Raw genomic sequence first — 25,966 nt, forward strand, 5'->3', positions numbered from 1 at the left:
CGGTAGATAAAAGGCGCGAAATCGGTGAGCGTTACTGTTCGGCGTCGGCGGGCTGGTCGAGGGCGGCGTTCTGCGCGGCTCGCTTCGTCTTGCGGCGCGCGAGCCAGCCATGCGCGATGGCGAACACCACCGGCACGAACATCAGCGTCGAAGCGGTGCCGCACGCGAGGCCGCCAATCACGGCGCGTCCAAGCGGCGCGTTCTGCTCGCCGCCGTCGCCCAGACCCAGCGCCATCGGCAGCATGCCGATCAACATCGCGAGCGCCGTCATCATGACGGGGCGAAAGCGCGTGAAGCCGGCCTGTTCTGCGGCCTCGAAGGGGGTTGCGCCTTGCGCAAGACGCTCGCGCGCGGCGGTGACGACCAGAATGCTGTTGGCAGTTGCAATGCCGATGCAAAGAATCGTGCCGGTCAGCGCGGGCACGCTGAGCGTGGTGTCGGTGGCGAACAGCATCCACGCGATGCCCGCAAGCGATGCGGGCAGACCGCTGAGAATCACGAGCGGATCGAGCCACGACTGGAAGTTCACCACCATCAGCAGATAGACCAGCCCAATGGCGAACGCGAGACCCATCAGGAGTCCGGAGAAAGCCTCGTGCATCGCCTGCACCTGGCCGCGGATCACGATCGACGAACCGGGCGGCAGCTTCGCTTTCTCGCTGTCCACAACCGTGGCGACGTCGCTTGCCACCGCGCCCAGGTCGCGCCCCTGCACCGCGCCAAAGATATCGAGCACCGGCTGCACGTTGTAGTGCGAGACCACGGCCTGCTGGGTGGCGCGCGAGAACGTGCCCAGCGAGCCGAGCAGATTCTGCACGGGCGCGCCGTCACCCGCGTTCTTCGCTGTATCCGCGCTCACCGCGCCGGAGCCGGTTAGCGGCAGATTCGCCAGCGCCTGCAGGGAATTCACGTCGTACTGCGGCATCATCACCATGAGCGGATAGCTCACGCCATTCTTCGGATCGAGCCAGAAGTTGGGTGTGGTCTGCGAACTGCCGGACAGCGCGATCAGCAGGTTCTGCGCGACGTCGCGTTGCAGCAGACCCGCCTGCATCGCCCTGGTGCGATCGACGTCGATATTGATCGCGGGCGCGTCGCCGGGCTGCTGGATGCGCGCGTCGACCAGACCGCGCACATGGCGCAGTTTCGCGAGCAGATCGTCGGCAATCACGCGGTTCGCGGCGAGCTTGTTGCCGACGATCTGGATATCGATCGGCGCGGGCAGGCCGAAGTTGAGGATCTGGCTGACGATATCGGCAGGCAGGAACGCGAACGTCACGCCCGGGAATGCCTTGGGCAACTGCGTGCGCAACTCGCTCACGTATTGAGCCGTCGGGCGATGGCCGGGCTTGAGCGAGACCATCACGTCGGCATCGCCCGCACCCACCGGGTCCGACGAATCGTAGGTGAGATTGATGCCGCTGACGGGCACGCCGATATTGTCGAGTATCGCGCCTTGCTCGCTGGCCGGAATGGTCTTGCGAATCGCCGCTTCGACCTGATCGGTGAGGCGCGCGGTCTGCTCGATGCGCGTGCCGGTGGGCGCACGCAGATGCAGACGGATTTCGCCGGTATCGACGCTCGGGAAGAAGTCGCGGCCCGTGAAAAACAGCAGCACGAGCGAGGCCGCGCAGCAGCCGAGAAACAGCGGTACGAAGCGGCGACGTCGCGCGATGGCGCTGGCGAGCGTCGCGCGATACATCAGGCGCAACGCTTCGAAACGCGCTTCGAAGGCGCTCTGCAATGCCTGCAGGCGGGCGATCAGCGCATTCGTGGGTCGCTTTGGGTTCGTGCGCGGCTTGAGCAGATAGAGCGCGAGCGTGGGCACCAGTGTGCGCGAGAAGAAGTACGACGCCGCCATCGCGAAGATCACGGCTTCGGCCAGCGGCACGAACAGGTAGTGCGCCACGCCGGTGAGCAGGAACATCGGCGCGAACACGATGCAGATCGACAGCGTCGAGACGAAAGTGGGCACGGCGATTTCGCCGGAACCGTTGAGAATCGCGTCGTAGAGCGGCTCGCCGTTTTCCAGATGATGGGTGATGTTCTCGATCGCGACCGTTGCGTCGTCAACCAGTATGCCGACCGCGAGCGCAAGGCCGCCCAGCGTCATGATATTGATGGTCTGACCGAGCGCGGAAAGCGCGAGGATCGACGTGAGCACGGCCAGCGGAATCGATACGGCAATGATTAGCGTCGCGCGCCAGCTACCCAGGAACAGCAGGATCATCAGCGCAGTGAGGCAGGCAGCGATCAGCGCCTCGCGCACCACGCCGCCAATCGCCGATTTCACGAACACGGACTGGTCGTCCAGCGGCGTGATCGTGAGCGCCCTGGGCAGCCCCGCCGCGATATGCGGCAACAGCGCCTTGACCTGGCTGATGATCGACAGTGTGGAGGTGCTGCCGGTTTTTTCGACGGTGAGCAGCGCCGCGCGTTTGCCGTCGCTGCGCACGATATTGGTTTGCGGCGCGTAGCCGTCGCGTACGTGAGCCACGTCGCGCACATAGACCACGCTGCCGTTCACGGTTTTCACGGGCAGATTGTTGAGCGCCGCCACGCTATCGGTGCTGCCGTTCATCTGCACGTTGTATTCGCGCGCGCCGATTTTCGCGGTGCCGCCCGGCAGGATCAGGTTCTGCGCGTTGATGGCGTTGACCACGTCGAGCGGTGCGAGACCTTTGGCCTGCAGCGCATGCGGATCGATATCCACCATGATCTGCCGCACCTTGCCGCCGAACGGCAGCGGCACCGACGCGCCCTGCACGGTGGCCAGCTGCGTGCGGATAAAGCTGTTGCCCAGGTCGTAGAGTTGTTGCTCGGCCAGCGTCGCGCTGGAGAGGCCCAATTGCAGGATCGGCACGGTCGAGGCGTTGTACGTGATGATGTTCGGCGGCAGCGTGCCCGGCGGCAGCACGCGCAGGATCGACGCCGAATTGCTGGCGGCCTGCGCGATCGCACGGTTGATATCGGCACCCGGATGGAAGAACACCTTGATCACGGAGACGCCGTTGAGCGACTGCGATTCGATGTGCTCGATATCGTCGACGTCCGAGGTCAGCGCGCGCTCGTAGTTCGAGGTGATGCGCTGCGCCATGTCCTGCGCCGAAAAGCCGTTGTACGACCAGACGATGCTGACCACGGGGATGTCGATGTCAGGGAAGATATCGGTCGGCGTGCGCAGGATCGCGAGCGGGCCCGCGATCAGGATGAGAATCGCGAGCACGGCGAAGGTATAAGGGCGGCGCAGGGCGAGCCGGACAATCCACATGACTAACCTGTATGAGCGTGAAGTCGCGTGTGCCCGCTGCTCTTGGAGCGGGCGCGCGCGACGGTATGGAGGTTCGCAGTCTGCGGGTGAAGGCTTTGCCGGAGGCTGACCGGCGGATTACGAATCTGAAATGTTGGGCGCGCTCTGCGGCAAAGCAGTCAGGCGAGGGCTTTTTGTATCGCCGTGTATCTGGCGCGTACACAGACATGCAGGCTTGCAGAAGGGGCGTTGAGCGGACACAAGCGGGATACGTCGGGGCGTTCAAATACACCCAAGCCAGTCAACTGCATCGCAAGGGCGATCAAGCCAGATGACCGGAGCACTGAATCCCTTACTCAACTCGCTGGAGAAAAGCCATGAAACTCGTTCAAACCCTGCTCGTCGCTGTTGCCGTCGCCGTGCCCGCCGTGTCGTTCGCACAATCGAATGAGCCGCTCACGCGCGCCCAGGTGCGCGCCGAACTGGTGCAACTTGAAAAGGCCGGCTACAACCCGGCTGCCGATTACACGCAATATCCGCAGAATCTGCAGACTGCGCAGGCGCGTGTCGATGCGCAGAATCAGGCGGCTGCGTCGGCTTACGGTTCGGGTTCGAATGGCAACTCGGCGGCGGGTGCGCGTGCGGTGCGCAGCGCAGCCAACCGCGCCGACACCGGCGTGCAAAACGACGTGGTGGGTCTGGAGCCGATTTACAGCCACTCCTGAGCGGTCCACAGGCGCGTTGTCTTGCGCTTAATCACCCTGCCAGGCGGTGTCCGCGCCCGGTGGGGCGCTGCCCATTTCTCCGGTGGCGAGCGCGAGCGACGCGGCGGCGGATAGCGCGGCGCTATAGCTGTCCGCGTAGGCGTTCTGTGCGGCGAGCAACTGGTTCTGCGCGAGCAGCGCGTCGGTGATCGAACCCACGCCGTGTCGATAAGCCGCGAACGCCGCGTCGTAGGTCGTTTGCGTGGCGTCGAGCAGCGCCTTTGCCGCGTTGTTCGAAGCGAGGCTGGTGGTGAGCGCGTTCTGTGCGGAGACGATCTGGCGCACGGCTTCGTCGCGCGTATGGGTGGATTTCGCGGCGGCGCTGTCGGCGTCGTTGCGCGCCTGCATCAGCACGGCGGAGCGCAGGCCGCCGTCGTAGAGCGGAATTGTCACGCCCAAAAAGATGCTGCCGCTGCGGCGGCTGCCGTTCAGGTTCACGGTGGCCGCCTGGTCGCCAATTGAAGGAATCGCCGTGATTGCCGTCGTGCCCGTGCCGTAGGCCGCCGACGCGGAGAGAAACACTTTCGGCATGAACGCTGCCTCTGCCGCGCGGATCTTTGCCTGATTGGCCTGTTCGAGCGCGTACGCGCTCTGCACGTCCGGGCGGCGCGCGATGGCGTCCGTGACGATCTCGTCTACGGGACGCTGCATCGTGGGCGAAAGCGTGCGCGGCGGCAGCGCCGCAATCGTCGGCTTCGAGAGCGGCGAAATGCCGAGCGCCGAGACGAGGTTCAGATAACTGTCGCTCGCGAGACCGTCTGCCTGCACTTTGGCGAGGTTGGCCTGGGCGCGGTTCTGGTTGGCCTGGGCGAGTTCGACCACGGTGCCCACGCCCTGCTTGAGGCGTGCGCGTGCAGCGGCAAGGATGCCGTCCGCGTTGTCGAGCGCCTGCTGGGTGGTGCGAGCGCGGGCCGAGGCGGCTTCGTAGGTGTAGTACGCGACGCTCACTGCGTGGATCACCTGCTGATGAATGGCAGTGAAGGCGATGTTCGCGGCGAGCGATAGCTGGTTGGCCGCATCCACGCGCGCGCGGCGGCCGCCAAAGTCGAACAGCAGCCATTGCAGCGCGAGCACCGACACGGTGCCGTGAATCTCGGTACTCGTGGAGGCGGTGCCGAGCAGCGTCGTCGTGGCCGAGCCGCTCGCAGCCGTGTAGGCGCCCATCGCCGTGGCGGTGAGTTGCGGCAGATACGCGGTTTTGGCGATGCCGGCCGCAAGCGCTGCGTTGCGCGCGTCGTTCCAGGCGATACGCGTGAGCGGATTGGTCGACTCCGCCATGTCGATCAGTTCGGGCAGCGTGTACGCATGGCTGGGGTCGAGCGGCGCGGCGGGCTCGATGCTCGATAGGGCCGCGCTGCGCGGCAGGGTGTAGCTGTCGCGCCGGGTAGCGGTATCGGCAAGGTGCAGCGGCGGCCCTGGGACGATGTTGCCCGCGTTATCGGTTTGCGGTTGCCAGGGACGGTCGGCGGCGGGCGCTGCGAGATCGAGCGAGGAAGTCGCGCAGCCGGCGAGCGCGCTGATGGCGAACGCCAGCGCCAATGCGACGGCCAGCGGGGTCGAACGCGGCGTCGGGTCAGGGGCGCGCATCGGGTGGCGTCTCCTTGGGCGCAGTGGGCGCGGCGGTCGCAGCGGTCGCGGCGATGCGCGCGTAGCGTTGCGCGATGAGTTCGAGCAGGGCGTCGATGTGGGGGGTGGCGGCGCAACCGGCTTGCAGGGTCGTCGGGGCGCGTTGCGTGGCCTCGCCTTCGGGCGCGAGCTGCCGCGCAAGCTCGTTCAGGCGCGCCTCGCCTTCCGCGCCCGCCTGTCCTGCCGCCAGAAAGAGCGGCGCTTCCAGCGCGCCCAGTTCGGCGAGCGCGCGCCGTCGGCTGGCGATCCATGCCGGTGGAGGACGCACCCACGACGGTTCGTAGTGAATCAGCCCCAGGTTCTGGCGCAATCCGCCGTAATCGGCCAGCGCGGCGGCGGCAAGGGCCCGGCGCGTGGCGACGTCGGTGGCGTGAGCGATGCGGGTCCATTGCGCAACCAGTTTCGCGAGTGCCGCGTCGATCCTTCCCGCGATGCTTACCGGCCAGACGCGCGTGAAGACCAGATAGATCACGACATTGCCGATCAGGATGCCGATCGCGCGGTCGCGTGCCAGCGTCAGGTCGAACGCGGGCGCCGCGCCCTGGATCACGCACAGGAAGAAGGCGAAGGCAATCTGCATACCCGCATAAGCGATGCGCGGCGAACCCATCGCTACCCACCCTGCCAGCCATGCGCCCGCGAAAACGAGCGCCATTAACTGCCAGGCAGTGGTCAGCATGGGCGTGACGAACACGATGGCCGCCGTGCCCAGCGCCGCGCCAATCAGGCAACCCGCGATGCGCAGCGTAAGTTTCTCGACGGTTTCGGCCGTGGTGCCCAGCGACACCATGTAACAGGTGATGAAGCAGGTATGGATGCCCTGCCAGTCGAGCTGCTGATAGAGCAGGTAGCAGAACATCGCCGCTGCCGTGGTCTTGAGCGCGTAGCGGACGTGATCGGGGTTAGTGAAGGCGTCGGCGTCGAAAAAGCCTTTGTGTGCGGGTTTTTCCTGCGCGGGCTTGGGCGCTGGAGCAGGTGCTTCCGGCGCTACGGCGAAATGCTCCAGTGCCGCGCGCAAGTCCTTGAGCACGACGGCGGCGAGCGGTGCGAGCGCCTTTTCATCGGCGGCGGGGGCGGTGATGTCGATGGGATAACCACCTGCGTTGAGCATCGCGGCCATCTGTGTGAAGGTTTCGGCGAATTGCGCGGCGCAAGCGGGCGGCAAGCGCGCGCCGCGCTCACTCGTGGCAAGATCGACGGCGATCAGGATCGCCGTGGTGGACGCGGCGGCCTGGCGCAGCGCGGCGGCGTCGACGGGTTTCAGGCTGCCTTCCAGCGTGGCGAGCTTCAGCCACGTCAAGATCTGATGGTCGCCTTCGCGCAGGCTGGCCTCGAAGGCGGCGCGCCCCGCGGCGTCCGCGGTATCGGTCAGACAGGCGGCCGCAAGCTTCAGGCGCTGCGCGAGCTTCGCGTTTGCCAGGCGTCGCGGCGACGGTCCGATCAGCAGGTTCACCACGATGGCGATGCCAATCGGGATCGACACGAAGAGCCACGCGTACAGCAAACCGCGCGTGGCCGCTTCGCCCACGGGCGCAAGACCCAGCTCATCGAGCCCGAAGCCGACGATCATCGCGACAATCACTCCAACCGGCCGCAGCTTGCTGGCGGACGTAACGAATAGTAATCCGAACGAAAGCAGCGCCATATAGCCGACCCGCAGCGCGGGCACGTCGATGGAGAAGATCGCGAAGACCATCACGATGCCGATGATCGCGGTGACGAGCAGGAACAACGCGCACGACATGACGACGCTCGTAACCCGGTCCGGGCGGTTCAGAAAGAACACGATATAAGCCGATGTCGCGGCTTCCGGCACGCCGTACGCGCTGTTGACCAGCGCGGTGAGCGCGCAGATCAGCGCGATACGCGTGACGATCGAGGCACGCCCGGGAAAGGGCGCAAGCAGGCGGATAATCTCGCGTGGACGCGGCGCGTTGACGTCGCCCGCGAGGCTGGCGCGGAATTCGTCGCGATCTCCCGCGCGCAGCTCAGCGGCAGGACTGGCCATGGCGCACCTCGACGATTGCGCTCGCGCCGATGCGCACCAGCTTCGCGGGCGGCGCCTCGATGCGCACGCGCACCGGAAAGCGCTGCGAGACCCGCACCCAGTTCACCGACTGCTGCACATAGGGCAGGCTGTGCGGGATATTGATGCGATCGGTGTCGGCGATGCCCGCGCCGATGCCGATGACCTTGCCGCTCATCGCCTGCCTGCGGTCGATCATCGAATACACGGTCGCGCAGTCGCCAATCTGGATGGCGCCCAGCGCGGTCTCGCGAAAGTTCGCCACGGCGAACCATTCGCCCGCGTGAATCAGCGTGAAAATGGATTGATTCGGCGCCACCGTCTCGCCCGCGAGAATCGAAAGCCCCGTGACGTAGCCTTCGAACGGCGCGCGCACGATCGTATCGTCGAGTGCGTGCTGAGCGCGCGCCAGCGCCGCTTCGCGTGCGTGCAGGGAAGCGATGGCGTCGGCGTCGTCGCCGATGGTTTGCGCCGAGGACTTCTGCTGCACTTTGGCCTGTTCGAGCGACACGCTGGCGTCGCGCTGCGCGACGACCGCCTGATCGAACTGCTGCGCCGACACATAACCTTGCGCTGCGAGCGGACGCAAGCGCTCGACGCTGCGCGAGGCGAGGTCGTAGTTGTGCATGGCGCGCCGGGTCTGGTCGGCGGCCAGCGCCGCGTTCGACGTTTCGCCGATCACGGAGCGCCTGCGCGTAGCCAGCGCCGCGCGCGCCACTTCGACTTCAGCCTGCGCCTGCTCGACTGCCAGACGGTACGGCACGGGATCGATTTCGAACAGCACATCGCCTTGCGCGACGTGCGCATTTTCCTCCACCGGAACGCGCACGATGCGCCCGCCAACGGGCGAGGCGACGTGCACGACATCGGCGTCGATGCTGGCGTCGTCGGTCGCGGGATAGCGCGTGGAGCGGTCGTAGGCATACCAGAGCGCCGCCGCGCCCAGCACGACGATCACGGCCGCAATGGCGCGGCCTTTCCAGGCGGGTGAGGCGGGAGCGCCGGCCATTTTCATCTCAGAGCGCTCCCGTGCCCAGCAGCCAGACGAGCACCCCGACGATGATGCCGATGGCCGTGCAGACCGACAGCTGGTAAGGCACTTCGTGGGCCCAGCCGGTCTTGACGAATGCGCGATGCGCGATCAGCGCGCCTGCCACGCCCGCGATGGCGCTGGTCAGCCAGAAGGGGAAGTACGCGCCAAAGAGCGCGATGGACGGCGCGCCGCGCGCCGCGCAGCCCGCAAGCGGGACGGTTGCCAGTAGTGCACAGGCGATGGCGGATCTGGGCCATGTACGTTGTTTCATCGCTTTCGTGACTGGAACAAGAACTGGATACCCACTCGTCTGCCTTTTCCTGCGATTGGCTGACGTATTGGCTTGATGTTTATTTCTGCTTGCGTATATCCGGATGCTGGTCGCGTGCGTGGCTTACAGCTGGCTTCACGATGCTGTCTTGAGTGCCGCACCGGCTGGCGAGGCTCCTCATCATAGCGCAGCCCTTGTCGCGCGGTTTGCTGGCGGTGCGCAGCGGGGGAACGGCGTTCATTCGCGAGGGTTTGGAGCGCTCATCTTTCCTTCGCTCCGCTCGCTTCGCATCATTCGCTGAAACTGGGCTTGGAGGTGTTTTCGTTCAGGCATGCAAATAATGATGGTCGTGGTGCCGACTGCTGTTAGACCGGCCACACCCGTTGCGTCATCCAGCGCCGGTATTCACGCGTGCGAACCACTTCGCCGAGCTGTTGCAGAAGCAGCGCGCGCAATGGCGATACCTCCGGATCAGGTCTTTTTCCAAGGCTCAATCTGCGCAACTGGAACTTCACGGCCGCCATATTGGCGAGCGACGCCATCGGCTTGTTCTTCCACGTGATCGGCAGAAGCGCCGGCGCGCTGTCTTTGCCGGCGCGCCAGTCGCGCGGCAGATTGGGGTCGATGGCGAGCGCGGTGCCAATCCCCACCATATCCACGCCGCTCGCGATGACCTGATCGGCAACCGCCCGGCGGCGGATGCCGCCCGTGACCATCACAGGCATGCTGGCGATCGTGCGGATGTCGCGGGCGAATTCGGCGAAATACGCCTCGCGGGCAAGCGTGCGGCCGTCGCGCGCTTCGCCTTGCATCGCGGGTGCTTCATAGCTTCCGCCCGACAGTTCGACCAGATCGACCGGCAGTGCGTTGAGCAGTTCGACCACCTGCCGTGCGTCGTCGGCACTGAAGCCGCCGCGCTGGAAATCGGCGGAATTGAGTTTGACGGCGACGGCAAAGCGCGGCGACACCACTGCGCGAACCGCCTTGACGATCTCCAGCAAGAGACGCGCGCGGTTCTCCAGCGAGCCGCCCCATCGATCCGTTCTCTGGTTGGCGAGCGGCGAAAGAAACTGGCTCAGCAGATAGCCATGAGCGGCGTGAATTTCCACGCCCGTAAAACCAGCCAGTTCACCCAGCCGCGCAGTGCGGGCGAAGCGCTGGATCACGTCGTCGATGACGTCTTCGGTCATCGGCTGGGGGGTGCTGAAATGCTTCGACATCTTGCCCAGCGCCAGCGGAACCGCCGAAGGCGCCCACGTCGGCTGGCCCAGATTGGCGCGCATCTGGCGACCCGGATGATTGATCTGCAGCCAGAAATGCGTGCCTTTCGCGCGGCCGATTTGCGCCCACTGCCTGAATGCTTCGAGGTGCAGGTCGTTTTCGAGCACCACGCCGCCGGGACCCGTCATCGCGCGGCTGTCGACCATTACGTTGCCGGTGATGAGCAAGCCCGAGCCGCCTTCTGCCCAGGCCCGATAAAGGCGCATCAATTGCGCGGAAGGCGCGTGATGGGCGTCGGCCATGTTTTCTTCCATCGCGGCCTTGGCGATGCGGTTCCCGATGGTCGAGCCGTTGGGCAACGTCAGCTTGTCGAACACGTTCATGAGTTCACCTCGTTAGATCGTGTTCCGACTTTAAGGTTAAAGCCAACTTGAATGTCAACCGCTTTTCTGCGTTGCGCCCGCGTGACCGTTCGATCGCTTGACCTTCAAGTTGACTTTAACCTTATGATGAAGTCCCGGGGGCCGTGGTGATCCGCCAGCCCGGCCCGGCGTTGCGCGAACTCGCACCGCAATCGCCTGTGAGCACGCCCACGATGATCAATCTGGTCGATGGCAAGTGGCATCAGGCGACGGCGCAGGCCAATACGTTCTGGTTCGCGCAACGCCTTTTCCCGCGCGATGTGACGCTGCTGCGCAATGGCGGCCCGCTGACGATTGGCCGTCTGGATGTGCTGAAGAATGCGCAAGTGGCGCTGAACTGGCGCACGCCGCTTTGAAGTGTCGATGTGCCAACATCGTGGCTGAGACGATGGATTCCGGGCAGGGAGTATCGGGAATATGAAAATAGGGGAATTGGCGCTGCGCACCGGCCTGGCCGCATCGCGCATTCGCTTCTACGAAGACATCGGCCTGCTGAAAGCCGCGCGCGAGCCGAACGGTTACCGCAGCTATTCATCGGACGCCGTGCTCGTGCTCGAATTGATTACGGCTGCACAGCAGGCCGGTTTCAGCCTCGATGAGATTCGCACGCTGTTGCCGCTCGACATGGCGCAATGGGGGCATGGCGCGCTGGTCGAAACGCTGCGCGCCAAGGTGCAGGAAATCGAAGCGATGGAAATGCGGCTTGCGCAAAGCAAGGCACATCTCGTCGCGCTGCTGGCGGAGATCGACGCAAAGCCGGACAACATGGACTGCAGCGACAACGCAAAGCGCGTGTTGTCACGCATTCGAGCGGGGCAGGTGAAAGGCCCCGCGCTGGTGCCCACGGATGTCACGACGCTACGCAAGGCCAAGCGGCGCACCGCGCGTTGAAGCACGGCCACACCCGCTTGAACTGACGATCGATCTCGCAATAACCCGGCCATGAGACACGAGCTGGTTTGCGAACATCAAATCGATGTCGATTCGACCCGCAACACCGTGCCGCCCACCTGGCAAGCGCAGCGTTCAGTGCCCGTGAGCTTCGCGCAGACCGGCGTCGTGTTCGGGGCGTTGATCGCGCGTGCGGACGTGAAACGCCGCCGATACGACATAAAGCACGCCGGCGAATGGCCACGAATAGGTAGCGAGAACGAAACTAAGGAGGAACGCGTTCTGTATTGAGTAGGCATTGAGTGCCAGACAGAGGCACGCAACCGGTAACAGCAGCAAACACAACGCCGACCGATTCAGGAAAACGGCGACCTTTGCATTCTTGAGCTTTTCTGATTGCATGCCTGTCTCCATAGGGAATGGCACTGAGACATAGAGTCGCACACGATCCATGAGCGGAATACTCAGTGAATTCCCTGACGTATCGCTAACTCAATGTGCGGCAATGCAGCAAGTCAATGGAAATGTCGCGGTGCAGGATTCAATGTTTTAGTCTTTCACTTATTTTCTAAAAATAAGGTATCCAAATTAATAATTTGCGGGGAAACAGGGGGTAATCGCTGCTGTCCCATGGTGGGTAACGTTCATGGCATGACGTCCGTAAAAGGTTTGTTGACACGGCAGGGGGCAGATAGATCATTCAAGCAATCGCGGTTCTTATTATTCGGACTGCGGAGTATTGAATGCGCTGCACCGTGCTGCATGGCAAGGAAGAGCGCTCGCCGAAGAATCCGTCTCGATTAGATCGTGTGATGTCGCTCATACGTAGCCTTGCGCGGCCCGGATCGGGCACGACAGGGCACGTCAGGGCACGACTCGGCCCGATTTCCACCGCGCAGTTTATTTTTAGCCAGGATAAACTACACCGCACAGTCTACTTTTCACTGGAAGGCGCTCATGGCATCGATCCCTGATTTTCTTGGCCGCACCCTCGGTTTTGCCGCGGCGCGCCGCTCGCGCGCTTTGTCGGGCGGCTCGCCGCAGCATGACGGCCAGCGCTTTCGCAACGTGCAACCGCGTCCCCAGGAAGGTCTGGTGAAGAGCCTGGGCATCATCTGGAACGTGCTGTTCCGCAAGCCGCGCGGCACGGCGCCTTCCGGCGCGCTGCCGCTCGCCGCGCTGAGCCGTGCGGATCTCGACGCCGCGCCCGATCGCAGCCTCTATCGGCTTGGCCACTCCACGCTGCTGCTCAAACTGCGCGGCGAATACTGGATTACCGACCCCGTGTTCGGCGAACGCGCCTCGCCGTTCAAGCGGTTCGGCCCCCGGCGTTTTCATGCGCCGCCGATCGCGCTCGAAGACCTGCCGCCGCTGCGTGGCGTGATCCTCTCGCATGACCACTACGACCATCTGGATCGCGAGACCGTGCTGACGCTGGCCGCAACCACGGATGTGTTTCTCACGCCGCTGGGCGTGGGCGACCGGCTGATCGATTGGGGCATCGAAGCGGACAAGGTGCGCCAGCTCGACTGGTGGCAGAGCGCGCAGATCGACGGCATCACCTTCACCGCCGCGCCCGCGCAGCATTTTTCGGGGCGCAGCCTGTTCGACGGCAACAGTACGCTGTGGGCCTCATGGGCGATCGCGGACGACGATCTGCGCGTCTTCTTTAGCGGCGATACGGGGTATTCGGAGCACTTCAGCATGATCGGCGAACGGCTTGGGCCGTTCGACGTGACGCTGATGGAAACGGGCGCCTACGACCCGCAGTGGCCGTATGTGCACATGCAGCCCGAAGAAACGGTGCAGGCGCATCTGGACGTGCGCGGCCGCTGGATGGTGCCGATCCACAACGGCACATTCGATCTGGCTTTGCACCGCTGGCAGGAGCCGTTCGAGCGTGTGACGGGACTGGCGGCTGCGCGCGGCGTGGCGCTGGCGACGCCGCGCATGGGCGAGCGCCTCGATCTGGCCGAGCCGCAGCGCGGCGAGCGCTGGTGGCGCGAGACTGCGCAGGAGCCGGTGGTGAATGGTGGACGCAGACGCGGCGGATGGTGCCGGGAGGCGGGCAGCGCCAGGTCCTGAGCGCTTATGACCGTGTTACGGCCCGCGCGAGCGGGCGACGACATCGCGCGCAGTGGTGAGATAAAAAACGAGAAAAAAAGGGACACTCCAGCGCGCGCACTCATCCCACACCTGTCTGCACCGGCAAGCCTCGCGCAGTGCAACGGATACGCATCCGCCGGTCGATGTGGCCCATCGAAACTCGCAATAAAGCGCTGGATCGTGAACCCGCCTCCGGCTGTGGCCCTCGGTGGTGTTGTCGTGATGCGTATCGCTGCACCGGCGCAGGTGCCTTGCCGCAGCCAGCCGGCGCATGCAGCACGAATCCCCTGTGAGTTCGCGTGGCATGCGCCTGGCGAGCCGCTGGCGCGTGGCTGACCGCGCGCGCCGGAGCGTCCCCCGTCTTTCCGCCCAGCGTCTCTCAAACGCCGGACACACACCAACATAGCAGTTCTTTCCGCTGACTATTGACCGTGCGTCTCAAAAGTCCGCACGATCGGTCAAAAATTCCACGTCACGGGTGCCTCACGGGTGCTTGCTTGTCATGCATGCCACATCCTGACAGCAGGCGACATAAGCCTTTCAAAAACTAAACGGTTTTGCTACCATGCCGGCGCTATGTAATGAGAATACTTCTCATTGGTATTACGGAGCGAGGGACGCTCCAACTTCTCGCCGACATGAACCATTCACAACCCGTACGTCGCACGGAGCGTTCGCTCGCTCGTCCTCTGCAGATTGCCGTCTGGCTGGCCTTTGCGGCCGCAGCGCAATGCGCTTTCGCCCAGACCGACTCGACCGACAGCGGCGCTGCTTCGGCTTCCGCATCGACTTCGACTGCGACATCCAGGAACGGCACGGAGCAATCGCTGCCCGCCGTCAAGGTCAGCGCGAGCAGCGCAGACGACTCGCCCCTGCATCTGACGACGCCGGTTTCGAACGGCGCGCTCGGCACGCGTTCGCAGCTCGACACGCCGTTCTCGACCACGGTGGTGACGGGCGAGGACCTCGCCAACCGTCAGGCTAACAAGCTTGGCGATGTGTTCGCGGGCGATGCCTCGGTGACGGACAACAGCAACGCATACAGCGCCTGGGCGACCTACATCACGATTCGCGGCCTGCCAATCGACTGGCAGAACGGCTTCAAGATCGACGGCAATCCGTTCATTTCGTACGGCATCACCATGCCCTACGAAAACCTGGAACGCGTGGAACTGCTCAAGGGCGCGGGCGGCTTCATGTACGGCTTCGCGCAGCCGGGCGGCGTGGTGAACTACGTGACGAAGAAACCGGGCAAGGATCCGGTGACCAGTATCGATATCGGCTACCGCATGGATGGCGTGATCAGCGAGCACGCCGATCTGAGCCGCCGCTTTGGCCCGGACGGCATGTTCGGCGCGCGCATCAACTACACGCACGAAGCGGGCAAGACCTATAACGCGGGCGATATCAACCGCAATTCGGTGGCGCTCGCGCTCGACGGCCAGCTCACGCGCGACCTCGACGTCTATTTCAACGCGATCTATCAAACCAGCCGTTCGAGCGGCCAGACGCCGGCGATCTATATTTCGCCGTCGTATGCGGGCACGAGCCTGCCCGCGACCATCAGCGGCGGCTCGAATCTGCTCAACAGCGCGGGGCAGCATCTGAACACCAGCCTGCAGCTCTACACGGCGGGCGTGAAATACCAGATCGCGCCGGACTGGACGTTCAACACGTCGGCAAGCTATAGCAAGTCGGCGCGCGACCGTAACGAGAGCACGCTCACGCTCGCGAACCAGGCGGGCAATTATTCTGATTCCCGCTGGAACGGCGATGAAGGTCATCAGGACATCTACTGGCAAGGCAGCTTCGAGGGCAAGGTCAAGACCGGGCCGTTCACGCATCAACTGGTGTTTGGCGCGTCGGTCCAGCGTCAGACCAACGACTACAACAACGCGCAGACCACCGCGGGTGGCGTGCTCGGTAGCGGCAATCTCTACGTGCAGAACCCGTACGTTTTCTACTCGGGCAGCGGCCTTGAGAAATACCGTGCGAGCGAGATCAACCAGAAAGCGCTGTTCCTGAGCGACACGATGCAGCTCACCAGCCGCTGGTCGTTGCTCGCGGGCCTGCGTTACACCAACTACGATCAGGACACCTTCGCGGAGTCGGGCGCGACCACGGCGTCCTATGGCAAGAACGGCGTCATCACGCCGACCTTCGCGCTGATGTACAAGCTCGATGCGCTCACGACGATCTACGCGAGCTATCTGGAATCGCTGGAGGCGGGCCAGATCGTTTCCAGCAGCTATGCGAACGGCGGATCGGTGTTGAATCCGCTGCGCTCGCGCCAGTATGAAGTGGGCATCAAGACCGAACGCGCACGCTGGAGCGCGAACGCGGCGCTGTTCCGTATCGAGCGTGGCGCAAGTTATGCAAACAGCCAGAACGTGCTGATGCAGGATGGCAACTCGATCTACGAAGGCGTCGAGGCGGGCGGCAGCGTGCGTCTGGGCCGCAGCTGGCAGGTGGGCGGCGACATCATGCTGCTCGATACGTGGTACGCGAAGGGCCAGAGCTATAACGGCAAGCGCGTGGCCGGTGCGCCGCAGTTCACCGCCGCTGCGCGCGTGAGCTACGATGTGCCGTTCGTGCCGGGCTTGCAACTGGGCGCCGATGCGAAGTACACGGGCAACACCAGTGTGCGTCCGGCAGGCGACCTGGAGACGGGCGGCTACATGCTGGTGAACCTCGGCGCGAACTATATGACGCGCATCGGCGGCCACGACGTTACGCTGCGCGCGGCGATCGACAACCTCACGAATCGCCGCTACTGGATGTTCCAGTACGACAGCTATATCGCGCCGGGCGACCCGCGCACGGTCAGCCTGAACGCGAAGATCGACTTCTGATTCTGGGTCTGGCTACCTGTTTAGCTACCCACCTTGGGCATTGCGGCGCAGGCGGTCGGCCACTAGAAGCGTGCGACGACTTCGCTCCCGGGCCGATCATCCCCATACCACGTCATACCCACTCTCCACGCCGCGTAGCAAAGCTCAATGCGAGCACCGCGAAAATCAGTACGCCCGTGGCCACTTGTTGCCAGTAAAAATTCCAGCCGATCAGCAGCAGCCCATTTGCCACGAGACTCAGCAACAGCACGCCGAGCAGCGTACCCGGCACATTCGGCCGCCGCGCACCCGAAAGCGTCGTGCCGATAAATGTCGCGCCAATTGCGTTGAGCAGATAGCCATTACCGGCTTGCGGCACATAGGCTTTCACCATCGACGAAAGCAGCAGACCGACGACGCCGTAAATCAGTGCGCCCGCAACGAATGTCGCGACGATGGTCGCCGCGACCGGCAAACCCGAGTACCGTGCGACACCGGCTTGCGTTCCGAGCGCTGCGCTATGGCGTCCGTACACTGAATGCGCGAGCGCGAGATGCACGATCAGCGCTAGCGCGGCAACGATCCACAGCGGTACCGGCAAGCCCGCGAAGCTGCCGTGCGCGAGTGCACCGAACACCGCAGGCAGATCGAAGCCGAGCAGATAGACCGGCTGACCGCCATCGGTGGCGAGTTGCTGCAAGGTCTGGCCGATGAACAGCGTGCCGAGCGTCGCGAGAAACGGCGCGATGCCCAGGCCCGCGACCAGCACGCCGTTGAACGCGCCCACCAGCAAGGCCGCACCAAGAGCGGCCAGCGCTGCCACTGCCACGCTCGCATGGTGCGCGTTCAGCACCACGAACACGAGACTGCTGACGTCGATGGCAGTGCCGATCGACAGATCGACCGCGCCAATCGACAACGCGAGTGTCATGCCCAGTGCGGCAATGGCCAGCAGTGCGAAGTTGTTGAGCAGCACATCGGCGAGATTGCCCGGCCGCGCGAAGCCCGGCGAGCACAGCGCGAAAAACACGCTGACGGCAACCAGCGCACCCGGCAGCGAAAAGCGCTGAACGCGCGCGAACCAGTCAGTCATGAGCGTGAGTTCCGAGGTGACGGCGGCGCAGGAGTGCGGTGGTGGCGACGACAAACAGGATCAGCGCGCCTTCGACACCGTTGACCCAGTAGCTGGAGACGTTGTCGAGCTGAAACCCGTTGCTGACCACGCCGATAAAGAGCACGGCCAGCAGCGTGCCGGGCATGGTCGGCACCATGCGTCGTGAGAACACCACGCCAAGCAGTGCTGACGCCACCACGGCCAGCAGGTTTTCGCCCGCGCCGGGCGAACTGCCGCTGAGCAGCGCCGAAGAAGCCAACGCAGCCAGCGCTGCCGCCAGGCCGCCGAGCAGATAGCTCGCGGCCACATAAGCGCGCACGTTCAATCCGGCCGAGCGCGCGGCCTGCGCGTGCTCGCCGCTTGCACGCAGGCGCAGCCCGAACGGCGTGTAGTGCACCAGGACGGTAAAGAACAGGGCGACGACCAGCAGCGCGGTAGCAAGATGTGGAATGCCGAACGCGCCTGCGTCGATCAGAAACGCCTGCAGTGGCGAAGCCGCCGGCACCGAGGTGTTCTGCGTGAGCACGAGTTCGAGGCCCGCGCAGAGATTCATCGTCGTGAGCGTGGCGAGTAGCGGCAGGATGCGCAACCCGAGCACGGCGAAAGCGTTCAGCGCGCCGACCGACACGCCTGCCGCGAGCGCCAGCCCCACCGCCGCCGTGGCCGGCGCGCCGGCGCGCAGGGCGACAGCATGCACGGCGGCGCACAGGCCCATGTTCGCGGCGATCGAGAGATCGAGGCCGCCCTTGATCGGATCGGCGCCACCGCCGATCAGCACGGCCGTCAGCCCCAACCCAAGCACGCCGACCACCGCCGATTGCTGCACGATATTGGCCAGATTCGCGAGCGTCAGAAAGAGCGGCGAGGTGGCCGCGAAGACCGCGAACACGAGCGCAAACGCGAGCACAGCGCCGCCGCGTACCCAGAATTGCGCGCTCGCGATCCTGCCGGGACGCGTTGCGCCAGTTTCGCGAGGGTCGCCTGGACGCAGCGCATCCACGTGCCCGATTGCCTTGCCGGTCATGCGGCGTTCTCCCGTTTCGCTTCAGTTGGATCGCCTGTGCGCGCGAGCGTGGCCCATGCAAGCAGATCCTGGGTACTGACCGTATGCGAGGGCACGTCCTGCACGATCGCGCCGCGCGCCAGCACCAGCACGCGGTCGGTCAGGTCCAGCAGTTCGTGCAGGTCGCTTGAGAAAATCAGCACCGCCGCGCCTTGCGCGACCAATGTGTCGATCAGCCGATAGATATCCGCTTTCGCGCCGACATCGACGCCCACCGTCGGCTCATCGAGGATGTAGATGGCGGCCCCGTCGTCGGTGGCGCGGCCCAGCCATTTGCCGAGCGCCACCTTCTGCTGGTTGCCGCCCGACAGATGCCGCACCGGCGCAAGCGGGCCCGGCGTGCGTACCCCGAGCGTGTCGATCAGCGCGCGTGCTGCTGCCGTCTCGCGGCGTGTGTTGAGCAGACCGAAACGACTGAAGCGGCCGAGGGCGGGCAACGAAAAGTTGTCGCGCACGGGCAGGTCGGTTGCCACGCCCTGACGGCGGCGGTCTTCCGGAACGAAGGCGATGCCTTCGCGCACCGCATCGGCGGGACGCCGCAGGCGCACGGCCTTGCCGCGCACGCGCAATTCGCCCAGCACGCCGCGTTCAAGACCGAAGAGACTGCGCACCAGCGGCTTGCCGCCCGATCCGACCAGGCCCGTGACGCCCAGCACCTCGCCGCGCCTGAGCGCGAACGACAACGGCCCGAAGCGGCCAGGCGCATGCAGATCGAGCGCCTCCAGCGCCACGTCCTGCGCTGACGCTGCCGCGCGACGCGCCCGCGCCTCGGGCTGCGCGCCGATCATCGCCGAGACCAGCGTTTCGACGGGCGTTTCGCGGGCATCGACGTGCGCGACATCGACACCATCGCGCAACACCGTGACGTGATCGCACAGTGAGGCGATTTCGTTCAGATAATGCGATACGTAGAGAATCGTCAGGCCGCGCGAGCGCAGTTGATCGATCGTCCGAAGCAGGCGCTCGACTTCGCGGCTCACGAGCGCGGCAGTCGGTTCGTCGAAGACCAGAATGCGCGGCGAGCGGATCAGCGCGCGCGTGATCTGCACGATCTGTTGCTCGGCGACGCTGAGTTCGCCGATCAGCCGGTCTGGCGGCAAGGCAACGCCGAAATGGGCTTCGAGCGCCTCGCCGGCGCGTCGCCGCATGCGGCGCAGATCGAGCGGGAGCAGGGCGCGAAGCTTTCCCACGCGTGACGTCGCGACGGGTTCGTCGCCAAGCGCGAGTGCTTCGGCCACGGTGAAAGTCGGCGACAGCAGCCGCTCCTGATGAATGAAGGCGATCTGGCTGCGCGTGCCGGCGTCGATCGCCACGCCATCGACGCGAATCTCGCCCGCGTCCGCATGCTCCAGCCCCGCGAGAATCTTGATGAGCGTGGACTTACCCGCGCCGTTCTGGCCGATCAGGCCATGTACGGTGCCGCGTGCGGCGCTCAGTGACGCGCCGCGCAGCGCCTGCACCCCGCCATACTGCTTGACGAGACCGCGCAGTTCGAGCGCGGGCGCGCCACCATTCGATGGACTCATCCCGGCACGCTCACTTCGCTGCGATCTGGCCGGTCTGCAGCCCCTGGCCGAGCGCTTTCTGCACGTCGCCCGCATTGTCCTTGGTCACGAGAATCGACGGCACGTAGGTGTAGGGCGGCAGATTGCGTTCGCCTGCGAGATAGCGCGCAACGTTGTCGACGGCCGTTTTGCCGATCAGCGCGGGCTGCTGCGCAACCACAGCGGCGGCGCTCGACTTGGGATCCTTCACGAGCGTCACGACGTCCGGACTGCCATCGACGGCATACGTGCGAATCTCGTTGCGATGCGCCGCATCGACAGCCTGGGTCGCGCCCACTTGCGGCACGTCCCACGCGGCCCAGATCGCCGCAATTTGCCCCTTGGGATATTTCGCCAACAACTGGCTCACCTGCGCGTAGGCGCTTTGCACGGTGTTCGGAATCACATCGCGCAATTCGGGCTCGATGATATGAACCTTCGGGTAATACTTGAGCACGGCCTTCAACTGGTCATAGCGGATTGCGCATACCGGCACGCCGTAAAAACCGTTGAAAACGAGAATATTGCCTTCGCCGTGAATATCGTTGACGAGCTTGAGCGCCAGTTGCTCGCCGATGAAAAAGTTATCCGAGGTGGTGTCGTTCAGGCTCGACGGCGACGCCGTGTCGATCGTGAACAGGGGGATGCCGGCCTGGCGGATTTTCTGCAGCCACGGCTCCAGCACGGTCGCGGTGCCCAGTTGTTCGACGATGGCGTCGGGCTTCTGTGCGATGAGCGTCTGGATCTGCGCGATCTGGCGGTTGTCGTTACGCCCCGCATCAAGGGCGATAGGTGTGCCTCCCAGACGCTTGACCTCGTCGATGGCGCCCTGGTAGGCCTTCAGATCCCAGTAGTGATCGGTGCCGACCGCCGTAATGCCGATGCGCTTGCCTTTGAGCGAAGGCACGTCCGCATCGCCCTGGGCGTGAGCCGCCGGGCTGGCTCCGACCAGAGCGCCAAGCGTGGTGAGTGCGATCGCAAGCGCCGTGGCGGCGCGTTTGAGGGAGGCTTTGGGGCGGAGTGTCTCGTGGCTCATGTCGTCGTCGGTTCGTTGTCACGGCGATTTCCACTTGCCGGTTCCGTGTCATCGACGAAACGGCGGAGATCGCACTGTGCTGCGAATCTAAGCGGCATGGGCCCACCTGCAAAACATTAAATCGAGCTAAGAATAGCTCGCGTGATGTGAATAGCTTTTGACGCAATCTGGCGGAGGAACGGCGCCGTAGTCGGCCAACATCATCAGGACAGACGAGGAGCATGACGATGACTGGATCGAAGTCGACTTCGGCGCCGTCGATCTTGTTCTGTCTTGCGGCATTACCGTTCGATCGGCTCGCAGACCGGGGAAACAGGCTGCCCGGCGAAGACACGTTTGACGAACGGAATCGAGTCGCGCAGCGATGCGTTGAGCGTGCCGTTGTGTTCCAGCCCTTCGTAGAGATGCGCTTCGACCGTCGTGCCCGCCGCGCAGGCGTCCCTGGCGAGCGCCAATTCCGCGGGTGCGAGGCCGTCGTCCGCGCCTGCGCCAATGAACACCGGCGCTTTCAGATGCAACGTCGGATACGCGAGATAGTTGTCCCACCAGGTCTTCAGTCGCGCTTCTGCGCCCGGCTTGACCGTGTTGGCCCGCGTGAGACCCGCCAGGCGCGCGTCGTCTTCGAGTGACGCAAGGCAACTGATGCGCGCCTGTTCCAGCAACGGCGCGGCGCTATCGGTCAGAACATCGCCGGCCTTTAAGGTCGAGTCGATCTGCTGCGCCGAAAGCACCGAGTAGAACTCATAGGCCAGCGTGGGATCGACGCGATCAGAATCGCGTTTCAGATGGGTCTTGAAAGGCGCGAGCGAGGCAAGCGTGGCGGGCGACGCGTTGTAGATGGTGCCGGTCGCGACCGTCGCCCGGATATTCAGATCGGGGGCGTAGTCCGGCGCATATCCCGCTGCAGCGATCACGGCCGAGCCACCCTGCGACTGCCCCACCAGCACCACATCGTTGGCCAGTCCCGGCACGCCATGCAGCACGGCGCGCACGCTGTCGAGCAGCGTGAAGCTGTTCGAGCGGTTGTTGAGCTGTGGATTCGGACCGGGTGTGCCGAGTCCCTGATAGTCCGTCGCGACAACCGCAAAGCCCGCCTTGAGCCACGCGTCCAGATAGCGTACGTCGCGCCACGAACGTCCGTACCACGAGGGCGCGCAGATATCCGCCATGCCGAATGTGCCGTGCGCCCACGCCACCACGGGCCAGCCGCCTTGAGGCGCGGCTCCCGAGGGGATGAACAGCGCGCCGGACACGGCGATGGGCGATTTGCCTTCGACGCCGTCGGTGGAGCTATAGAGAATGCGCGTTTGCCGTGCGGCGGAGGGCAGGCCGAGCGTCTGCGGCAACGGTTCGGAGCGCAGCAGTACGCCGGGCGTGGCGGGAATGTCGGCGTCCCAGCTATAGAACGCGGAGACGCGGCCATCGCCCTGCAACGGATCGGGCGCAGGCGCTCGCACGCCGGCATGGGCGAGCAGGAAGCCGCCCAGCAGCGCGCTGCCGGCAGCCAGTCGTGCGGCGCTGAGCACGCAGGACAGAGTGAAACAGGATGATTTCATAAGGTATTCGAAGAGTGCGGAAAGAAGCGAAGATCAAGACCGGGCAATCGCGCGAGCGCATTTCGCGCAGGCGATGCGACCCTTGCAAGTTCCGAACCATCCGCAGCATGGTGAGCAGCGTGATGCCCGCGACGTTCGGCGCGGCGGCTGTCTGGGGCGCGCCGATGTGTGCGATCGACGGACGTTGCGCATGGAGAATCTTCCGCCTCGCATTGCGGCGCTGGCAGCAAGACCCTCGGCGAGATTGTTGAGCACGCAGCAATCGCGGCCCACGCGATACGCGTTCGTTTGGCGAAATCGGCATCCCGCAGATCCACCGGACGACCCGGATTGCTTGCGTTAGCCGATGAATCACGGCTGCGGGCAGGCATTGGCATGCTTGGTGCTAAACAAGTCCGTAGCGGCGCAGCACTACCCGGCTTCGCACAGCGCCCGGACGTCAATCCACATCGTAAGGACACCGCATGTCTGCCACATTCGCCATTGCTTCATTCGAACTCGTTGCACAGGTCGAGCGCGCCACGCGCGATTTCACACAAGCGGCCACGGTGCTGCGCGAGACCGGCACACTGTCGGCCACCAACACGTTTCAGGCCTATCTGCGCGTGCCCGGCGCACAGGCGGTGATCGCACTCGGCGCGCCTTCGCCCTGGGCGCACACGCAAGCCGTGCAGGCCGATGTCGTCGGTTTCGACGGCACGGTGCTGATCGGGCAGGCGCGCGCAGCGGGGCAAGGCCCGCGTTATGCCGAGGTCTTTCGCGAAGCGCCCGAAGTGGATGTGGTGATTCACGTCCACGGCCCGTATCTGGGCGCATGGGCCAGTGCCCATCGCCCCTTGCCGATCCGCTACGCGCCCGCGCAGCGCTTCACGCGCGCGCGTGAAATCCCCATCTATATCGACCGTCGCCCGGGCGAGCCGCGCTTTATCCTCGACACGATCCGCCGCGACGCGAATATCCCCGCCATTCTCGAAGCCAACGGCGGTGCGACCTTCTGGGGCAAGGATATTCTCGACGTGTCGAAATACATCCTGATCCTCGAAGAGGGCGCGCGCTTCCAGGCCCTGGCCGAGCCGTTGGGCGGTTCGCAGGAATTCGGCCCCGGCACGATCGAGCAGCAATGGAAGATGACGGGACTTGCCTGAGCCGCGTATATCCTGCCCGCGTTATACCGTTAGCTCGATGAATTGGTTCTCGCTGCGCGGCGTGCTTGCTATCGTCGGATTCCATCCATTCATCCCGCTGGCCGCGCCATGGCAGTCTTCAGTTTCGCCGATCCCACTTCGCACGCGATCACGGTGCGCGCGAAGGCGCTCACCTTCGACGATCCGAAATCGCGCGTCCTGCTTGAACGCGTGCAACTCGTCGCGCCGAGCGACGCTACCGTGCTCGTTACCGGCGAGAGCGGTACGGGCAAGGAACTGATTGCCCGGCTCGTGCATTCGTTGAGCGAGCGGCGCGATGGTCCGTTCGTCGCCATCAATTGCGGCGCGTTTTCGGAGACGCTGATCGAAAGCGAGTTGTTCGGCCACGAACGCGGCGCATTTACGGGCGCAGTGGCGAGCCAGCCGGGCTGGTTCGAATCCGCCAATCGCGGCACGCTCTTTCTCGACGAGGTGGGCGATCTGCCACTGGCGGCGCAGGTCAAACTGCTGCGCGTGCTGCAGGAGCGCGAAGTGGTGCCGGTGGGTTCGCGCAAGCCCGTCAAGATCGACGTGCGCCTCGTGGCCGCCACCAATGTCAATCTCGAAGCGGCGGTGCGCGCGGGCAATTTCCGCGAAGACCTGTATTACCGGCTCAATGTGGTCAAGTTGAGCCTGTTGCCGCTGCGCGAGCGGCCCGGCGATATCGCGCCGCTCATTGATCATTTCCTCGAACGCTATTCAAAACGCCTGCGCGGCGCGCCGCCCGTGCTGACCGACGCAGCGCTTGCGCGTCTTCACGCACATTTGTGGCCGGGCAATATCCGCGAACTGGAAAACGTGATCCATCATGCCGTGCTGGTGTGCACGGGGGGCGCGATCGATGTGGCGGATCTGCAGTTTTCGTCGCTCGCGCTTGCGCATCCGCCCGAAGACCTTCCCCAGGCTGTTGCCGGCCATGCGGGCTTGAGCGCGCGCCGCCCGCGCGACATCGGAGAAGCGAGCGCGGCTTTGCGTGCTTCTATCGTGGATCTGCTGGATTTCGGCGCACCGCATTTGTGGCAGCACATCGAAGAAACCGTTTATCGCACCGTGTTTGAATACAGCGACAACAATCAATTGCGGACTTCACGGCTGCTCGACCTGTCGCGCAATATCGTGCGAGCGCGGCTCGCGCAACTGGGCCTGCTCAAATTGCGCGATACCAGCGAGGCCGATACCGAAGCGAACGATGCAGCGGGCGATAACGCCGAACCCGCCAACGCCGAACCCGCCGCACGTCGTCAGGCCTGATCGCGCCAGCGCAACACGCGCTTTGCGATGCGCTCGCACAGCGCGCTCATCGCCACCGCCAGTACCGTCACACCGAGCACGCAGACCAGCAACACATCCACGCGCGCGCCCGCCTGGGCGTTCTGCATCAGATTGCCGACACCGGCGCCCGCATTGAACAACAATTCGCTCGTCGTCGCGGTGATCCAGGCAATCGGCACGGCCTGGAGCAGTCCGGCGAACAGATCGGGCAGCATGGCGGGCGCGAGCAGATCGCGCAGCCATGCCGCGCGCGTCAGCTCATAGGACTGCGCCAGTTCGAAGAAGCGGCGGTCGATGCGGCGCAGTGCGTCGAAGCTGGCGGTCGTCATGGGATAGAGCGCGGCGAGTGCAATCACGAAAGTCTTGGCGAAATCGCCGCTGCCCACCCAAAGACTCAGGAGCGGAATCAGCCCCAGCAGCGGCACGTAGCGCAGGCCCTGAAACAGCGGTTGAAAGAGCCTTTGCAACGGCGGCGAGAGCGCCATGCCCATGCCCAGCGCGACGCCACCCAGCGAGCCGCAGACAAGACCGATACAGGTGCGCCGCAGACTTGCGCCCAGATCGATGAACAGCTCGCCGCTACGCGCGAGTTCGACACAGGCGCTGGCAATCTGGCCGAGCGGTACGAAAGCATATTGATTCGACGCGTCGTGCAAGGCCGTGGCCTGCCAGGCGAGCAGCAGCGCGAGCGGCAGGACGAGGCCACGCGCTCGCCGGCGTAGCGTCGGGCTGGCGGAAACAGAATGAGTCATGAGG

21 protein-coding genes are annotated in these 25,966 nt (G+C 64.6%); 8 read left to right on the forward strand and 13 right to left on the reverse strand.

Translation table 11 applies throughout. The features are described from left to right. Positions 1 to 31: 31 nt before the first annotated feature. Positions 32 to 3,271 carry an efflux RND transporter permease subunit gene (locus tag F4827_RS10720; RefSeq protein ID WP_183723873.1) on the reverse strand — a complete coding sequence of 1,080 codons (3,240 nt, stop codon included), beginning with the start codon at positions 3,269 to 3,271 and terminating at the stop codon, positions 32 to 34. Positions 3,272 to 3,627: 356 nt separating this feature from the next. Between F4827_RS10720 and F4827_RS10725 the strand changes: the two genes are divergently transcribed. Continuing rightward, positions 3,628 to 3,975: a DUF4148 domain-containing protein gene (locus tag F4827_RS10725; protein ID WP_183723872.1), complete on the forward strand. Its 348-nt coding sequence runs from the start codon at positions 3,628 to 3,630 to the stop codon at positions 3,973 to 3,975. Positions 3,976 to 4,002: 27 nt separating this feature from the next. Here the strand turns inward: F4827_RS10725 and F4827_RS10730 are convergent, their stop codons facing one another. The 5 genes from F4827_RS10730 to F4827_RS10750 all read right to left on the reverse strand — a co-directional run bounded on the left by F4827_RS10730 (position 4,003) and on the right by F4827_RS10750 (position 10,574). Then, positions 4,003 to 5,601, reverse strand: a complete 1,599-nt coding sequence (locus F4827_RS10730; RefSeq protein ID WP_183723871.1) for a TolC family protein — start codon at positions 5,599 to 5,601, stop codon at positions 4,003 to 4,005. Continuing rightward, positions 5,588 to 7,648: an FUSC family protein gene (locus F4827_RS10735; protein ID WP_183723870.1), complete on the reverse strand. Its 2,061-nt coding sequence runs from the start codon at positions 7,646 to 7,648 to the stop codon at positions 5,588 to 5,590. The genes F4827_RS10730 and F4827_RS10735 overlap by 14 nt, the downstream gene beginning before the upstream one ends. After that, the gene (mdtN, locus tag F4827_RS10740; RefSeq protein ID WP_183723869.1) at positions 7,629 to 8,681 is read right to left on the reverse strand and encodes a multidrug transporter subunit MdtN; all 1,053 of its coding nucleotides are present in this window, start codon (positions 8,679 to 8,681) and stop codon (positions 7,629 to 7,631) included. The genes F4827_RS10735 and mdtN overlap by 20 nt, the downstream gene beginning before the upstream one ends. A gap of 1 nt (position 8,682) precedes the next feature. Continuing rightward, on the reverse strand, positions 8,683 to 8,970 hold the full coding sequence (locus F4827_RS10745; protein ID WP_183723868.1) for a YtcA family lipoprotein: 288 nt from the start codon (positions 8,968 to 8,970) through the stop codon (positions 8,683 to 8,685). A 365-nt stretch (positions 8,971 to 9,335) separates the two neighbouring features. Continuing rightward, positions 9,336 to 10,574: an NADH:flavin oxidoreductase/NADH oxidase family protein gene (locus F4827_RS10750; RefSeq protein ID WP_183723867.1), complete on the reverse strand. Its 1,239-nt coding sequence runs from the start codon at positions 10,572 to 10,574 to the stop codon at positions 9,336 to 9,338. 143 nt (positions 10,575 to 10,717) lie between these two features. Here F4827_RS10750 and F4827_RS10755 point away from each other — a divergent pair, with 143 nt between their 5' ends. Together F4827_RS10755 and F4827_RS10760 are read left to right on the forward strand one after the other, a co-directional pair. Continuing rightward, positions 10,718 to 10,969 carry a hypothetical protein gene (locus F4827_RS10755; protein WP_183723866.1) on the forward strand — a complete coding sequence of 84 codons (252 nt, stop codon included), beginning with the start codon at positions 10,718 to 10,720 and terminating at the stop codon, positions 10,967 to 10,969. Between the two features lie 61 nt (positions 10,970 to 11,030). After that, positions 11,031 to 11,504 carry a MerR family transcriptional regulator gene (locus F4827_RS10760; RefSeq protein ID WP_183723865.1) on the forward strand — a complete coding sequence of 158 codons (474 nt, stop codon included), beginning with the start codon at positions 11,031 to 11,033 and terminating at the stop codon, positions 11,502 to 11,504. Between the two features lie 135 nt (positions 11,505 to 11,639). Here F4827_RS10760 and F4827_RS10765 read toward each other — a convergent pair whose 3' ends face one another. Next, positions 11,640 to 11,906: a hypothetical protein gene (locus F4827_RS10765; RefSeq protein WP_183723864.1), complete on the reverse strand. Its 267-nt coding sequence runs from the start codon at positions 11,904 to 11,906 to the stop codon at positions 11,640 to 11,642. Between the two features lie 341 nt (positions 11,907 to 12,247). On the opposite strand from F4827_RS10765, the gene F4827_RS10770 reads away from it, so the two are divergent. From F4827_RS10770 to F4827_RS10780, 3 genes are all read left to right on the forward strand, one after another. After that, a complete protein-coding gene (locus F4827_RS10770; protein WP_183723863.1) occupies positions 12,248 to 12,478 on the forward strand; it encodes a hypothetical protein in 231 nt (76 codons plus the stop codon). Further along, positions 12,462 to 13,589 carry an MBL fold metallo-hydrolase gene (locus F4827_RS10775; protein WP_183723862.1) on the forward strand — a complete coding sequence of 376 codons (1,128 nt, stop codon included), beginning with the start codon at positions 12,462 to 12,464 and terminating at the stop codon, positions 13,587 to 13,589. Before F4827_RS10770 ends, F4827_RS10775 begins: the two co-directional genes overlap by 17 nt. A 659-nt stretch (positions 13,590 to 14,248) precedes the next feature. Then, complete coding sequence (locus F4827_RS10780) at positions 14,249 to 16,462, forward strand: TonB-dependent siderophore receptor (RefSeq protein ID WP_183723861.1); 2,214 nt, start codon at positions 14,249 to 14,251, stop codon at positions 16,460 to 16,462. Positions 16,463 to 16,574: 112 nt separating this feature from the next. Here the strand turns inward: F4827_RS10780 and F4827_RS10785 are convergent, their stop codons facing one another. The 5 genes from F4827_RS10785 to F4827_RS10805 all read right to left on the reverse strand — a co-directional run bounded on the left by F4827_RS10785 (position 16,575) and on the right by F4827_RS10805 (position 22,754). Beyond that, complete coding sequence (locus F4827_RS10785) at positions 16,575 to 17,534, reverse strand: ABC transporter permease (RefSeq protein WP_183723860.1); 960 nt, start codon at positions 17,532 to 17,534, stop codon at positions 16,575 to 16,577. Next, on the reverse strand, positions 17,527 to 18,579 hold the full coding sequence (locus tag F4827_RS10790) for an ABC transporter permease (RefSeq protein ID WP_183723859.1): 1,053 nt from the start codon (positions 18,577 to 18,579) through the stop codon (positions 17,527 to 17,529). Before F4827_RS10790 ends, F4827_RS10785 begins: the two co-directional genes overlap by 8 nt. After that, on the reverse strand, positions 18,576 to 20,144 hold the full coding sequence (locus tag F4827_RS10795; protein WP_183723858.1) for a sugar ABC transporter ATP-binding protein: 1,569 nt from the start codon (positions 20,142 to 20,144) through the stop codon (positions 18,576 to 18,578). Before F4827_RS10795 ends, F4827_RS10790 begins: the two co-directional genes overlap by 4 nt. Before the next feature lie 10 nt (positions 20,145 to 20,154). Continuing rightward, positions 20,155 to 21,198 (reverse strand): sugar ABC transporter substrate-binding protein, encoded by a 1,044-nt coding sequence (locus F4827_RS10800; protein WP_183723857.1) that lies wholly within the window; start codon positions 21,196 to 21,198, stop codon positions 20,155 to 20,157. Positions 21,199 to 21,479: 281 nt separating this feature from the next. Continuing rightward, positions 21,480 to 22,754: an alpha/beta hydrolase gene (locus F4827_RS10805; protein WP_183723856.1), complete on the reverse strand. Its 1,275-nt coding sequence runs from the start codon at positions 22,752 to 22,754 to the stop codon at positions 21,480 to 21,482. A 464-nt stretch (positions 22,755 to 23,218) separates the two neighbouring features. Here F4827_RS10805 and F4827_RS10810 point away from each other — a divergent pair, with 464 nt between their 5' ends. Together F4827_RS10810 and F4827_RS10815 are read left to right on the forward strand one after the other, a co-directional pair. Next, complete coding sequence (locus tag F4827_RS10810) at positions 23,219 to 23,899, forward strand: class II aldolase/adducin family protein (protein WP_183723855.1); 681 nt, start codon at positions 23,219 to 23,221, stop codon at positions 23,897 to 23,899. A 108-nt stretch (positions 23,900 to 24,007) separates the two neighbouring features. Continuing rightward, on the forward strand, positions 24,008 to 25,189 hold the full coding sequence (locus F4827_RS10815; protein WP_183723854.1) for a sigma-54-dependent Fis family transcriptional regulator: 1,182 nt from the start codon (positions 24,008 to 24,010) through the stop codon (positions 25,187 to 25,189). On the opposite strand, the gene F4827_RS10820 is transcribed toward F4827_RS10815, so the two are convergent. Next, the gene (locus F4827_RS10820) at positions 25,180 to 25,962 is read right to left on the reverse strand and encodes an ABC transporter permease (RefSeq protein ID WP_183723853.1); all 783 of its coding nucleotides are present in this window, start codon (positions 25,960 to 25,962) and stop codon (positions 25,180 to 25,182) included. The two genes, F4827_RS10815 and F4827_RS10820, sit on opposite strands and share 10 nt — an antisense overlap. Positions 25,963 to 25,966 lie beyond the last annotated feature (4 nt).

It is taken from the genome of Paraburkholderia bannensis (assembly GCF_014200455.1).
Taxonomy (GTDB): domain Bacteria; phylum Pseudomonadota; class Gammaproteobacteria; order Burkholderiales; family Burkholderiaceae; genus Paraburkholderia; species Paraburkholderia bannensis_A.

Coding starts and splice junctions, on each gene's coding strand:
- F4827_RS10720 (WP_183723873.1), bottom strand. CDS start 3,271: ATGTGGATTGTCCGGCTCGCCCTGCGCCGCCCTTATACCTTCGCCGTG.
- F4827_RS10725 (WP_183723872.1), top strand. CDS start 3,628: ATGAAACTCGTTCAAACCCTGCTCGTCGCTGTTGCCGTCGCCGTGCCC.
- F4827_RS10730 (WP_183723871.1), bottom strand. CDS start 5,601: ATGCGCGCCCCTGACCCGACGCCGCGTTCGACCCCGCTGGCCGTCGCA.
- F4827_RS10735 (WP_183723870.1), bottom strand. CDS start 7,648: ATGGCCAGTCCTGCCGCTGAGCTGCGCGCGGGAGATCGCGACGAATTC.
- mdtN (WP_183723869.1), bottom strand. CDS start 8,681: ATGAAAATGGCCGGCGCTCCCGCCTCACCCGCCTGGAAAGGCCGCGCC.
- F4827_RS10745 (WP_183723868.1), bottom strand. CDS start 8,970: ATGAAACAACGTACATGGCCCAGATCCGCCATCGCCTGTGCACTACTG.
- F4827_RS10750 (WP_183723867.1), bottom strand. CDS start 10,574: ATGAACGTGTTCGACAAGCTGACGTTGCCCAACGGCTCGACCATCGGG.
- F4827_RS10760 (WP_183723865.1), top strand. CDS start 11,031: ATGAAAATAGGGGAATTGGCGCTGCGCACCGGCCTGGCCGCATCGCGC.
- F4827_RS10765 (WP_183723864.1), bottom strand. CDS start 11,906: ATGCAATCAGAAAAGCTCAAGAATGCAAAGGTCGCCGTTTTCCTGAAT.
- F4827_RS10770 (WP_183723863.1), top strand. CDS start 12,248: ATGCGCTGCACCGTGCTGCATGGCAAGGAAGAGCGCTCGCCGAAGAAT.
- F4827_RS10775 (WP_183723862.1), top strand. CDS start 12,462: ATGGCATCGATCCCTGATTTTCTTGGCCGCACCCTCGGTTTTGCCGCG.
- F4827_RS10780 (WP_183723861.1), top strand. CDS start 14,249: ATGAACCATTCACAACCCGTACGTCGCACGGAGCGTTCGCTCGCTCGT.
- F4827_RS10785 (WP_183723860.1), bottom strand. CDS start 17,534: ATGACTGACTGGTTCGCGCGCGTTCAGCGCTTTTCGCTGCCGGGTGCG.
- F4827_RS10790 (WP_183723859.1), bottom strand. CDS start 18,579: ATGACCGGCAAGGCAATCGGGCACGTGGATGCGCTGCGTCCAGGCGAC.
- F4827_RS10795 (WP_183723858.1), bottom strand. CDS start 20,144: ATGAGTCCATCGAATGGTGGCGCGCCCGCGCTCGAACTGCGCGGTCTC.
- F4827_RS10800 (WP_183723857.1), bottom strand. CDS start 21,198: ATGAGCCACGAGACACTCCGCCCCAAAGCCTCCCTCAAACGCGCCGCC.
- F4827_RS10805 (WP_183723856.1), bottom strand. CDS start 22,754: ATGAAATCATCCTGTTTCACTCTGTCCTGCGTGCTCAGCGCCGCACGA.
- F4827_RS10810 (WP_183723855.1), top strand. CDS start 23,219: ATGTCTGCCACATTCGCCATTGCTTCATTCGAACTCGTTGCACAGGTC.
- F4827_RS10815 (WP_183723854.1), top strand. CDS start 24,008: ATGGCAGTCTTCAGTTTCGCCGATCCCACTTCGCACGCGATCACGGTG.
- F4827_RS10820 (WP_183723853.1), bottom strand. CDS start 25,962: ATGACTCATTCTGTTTCCGCCAGCCCGACGCTACGCCGGCGAGCGCGT.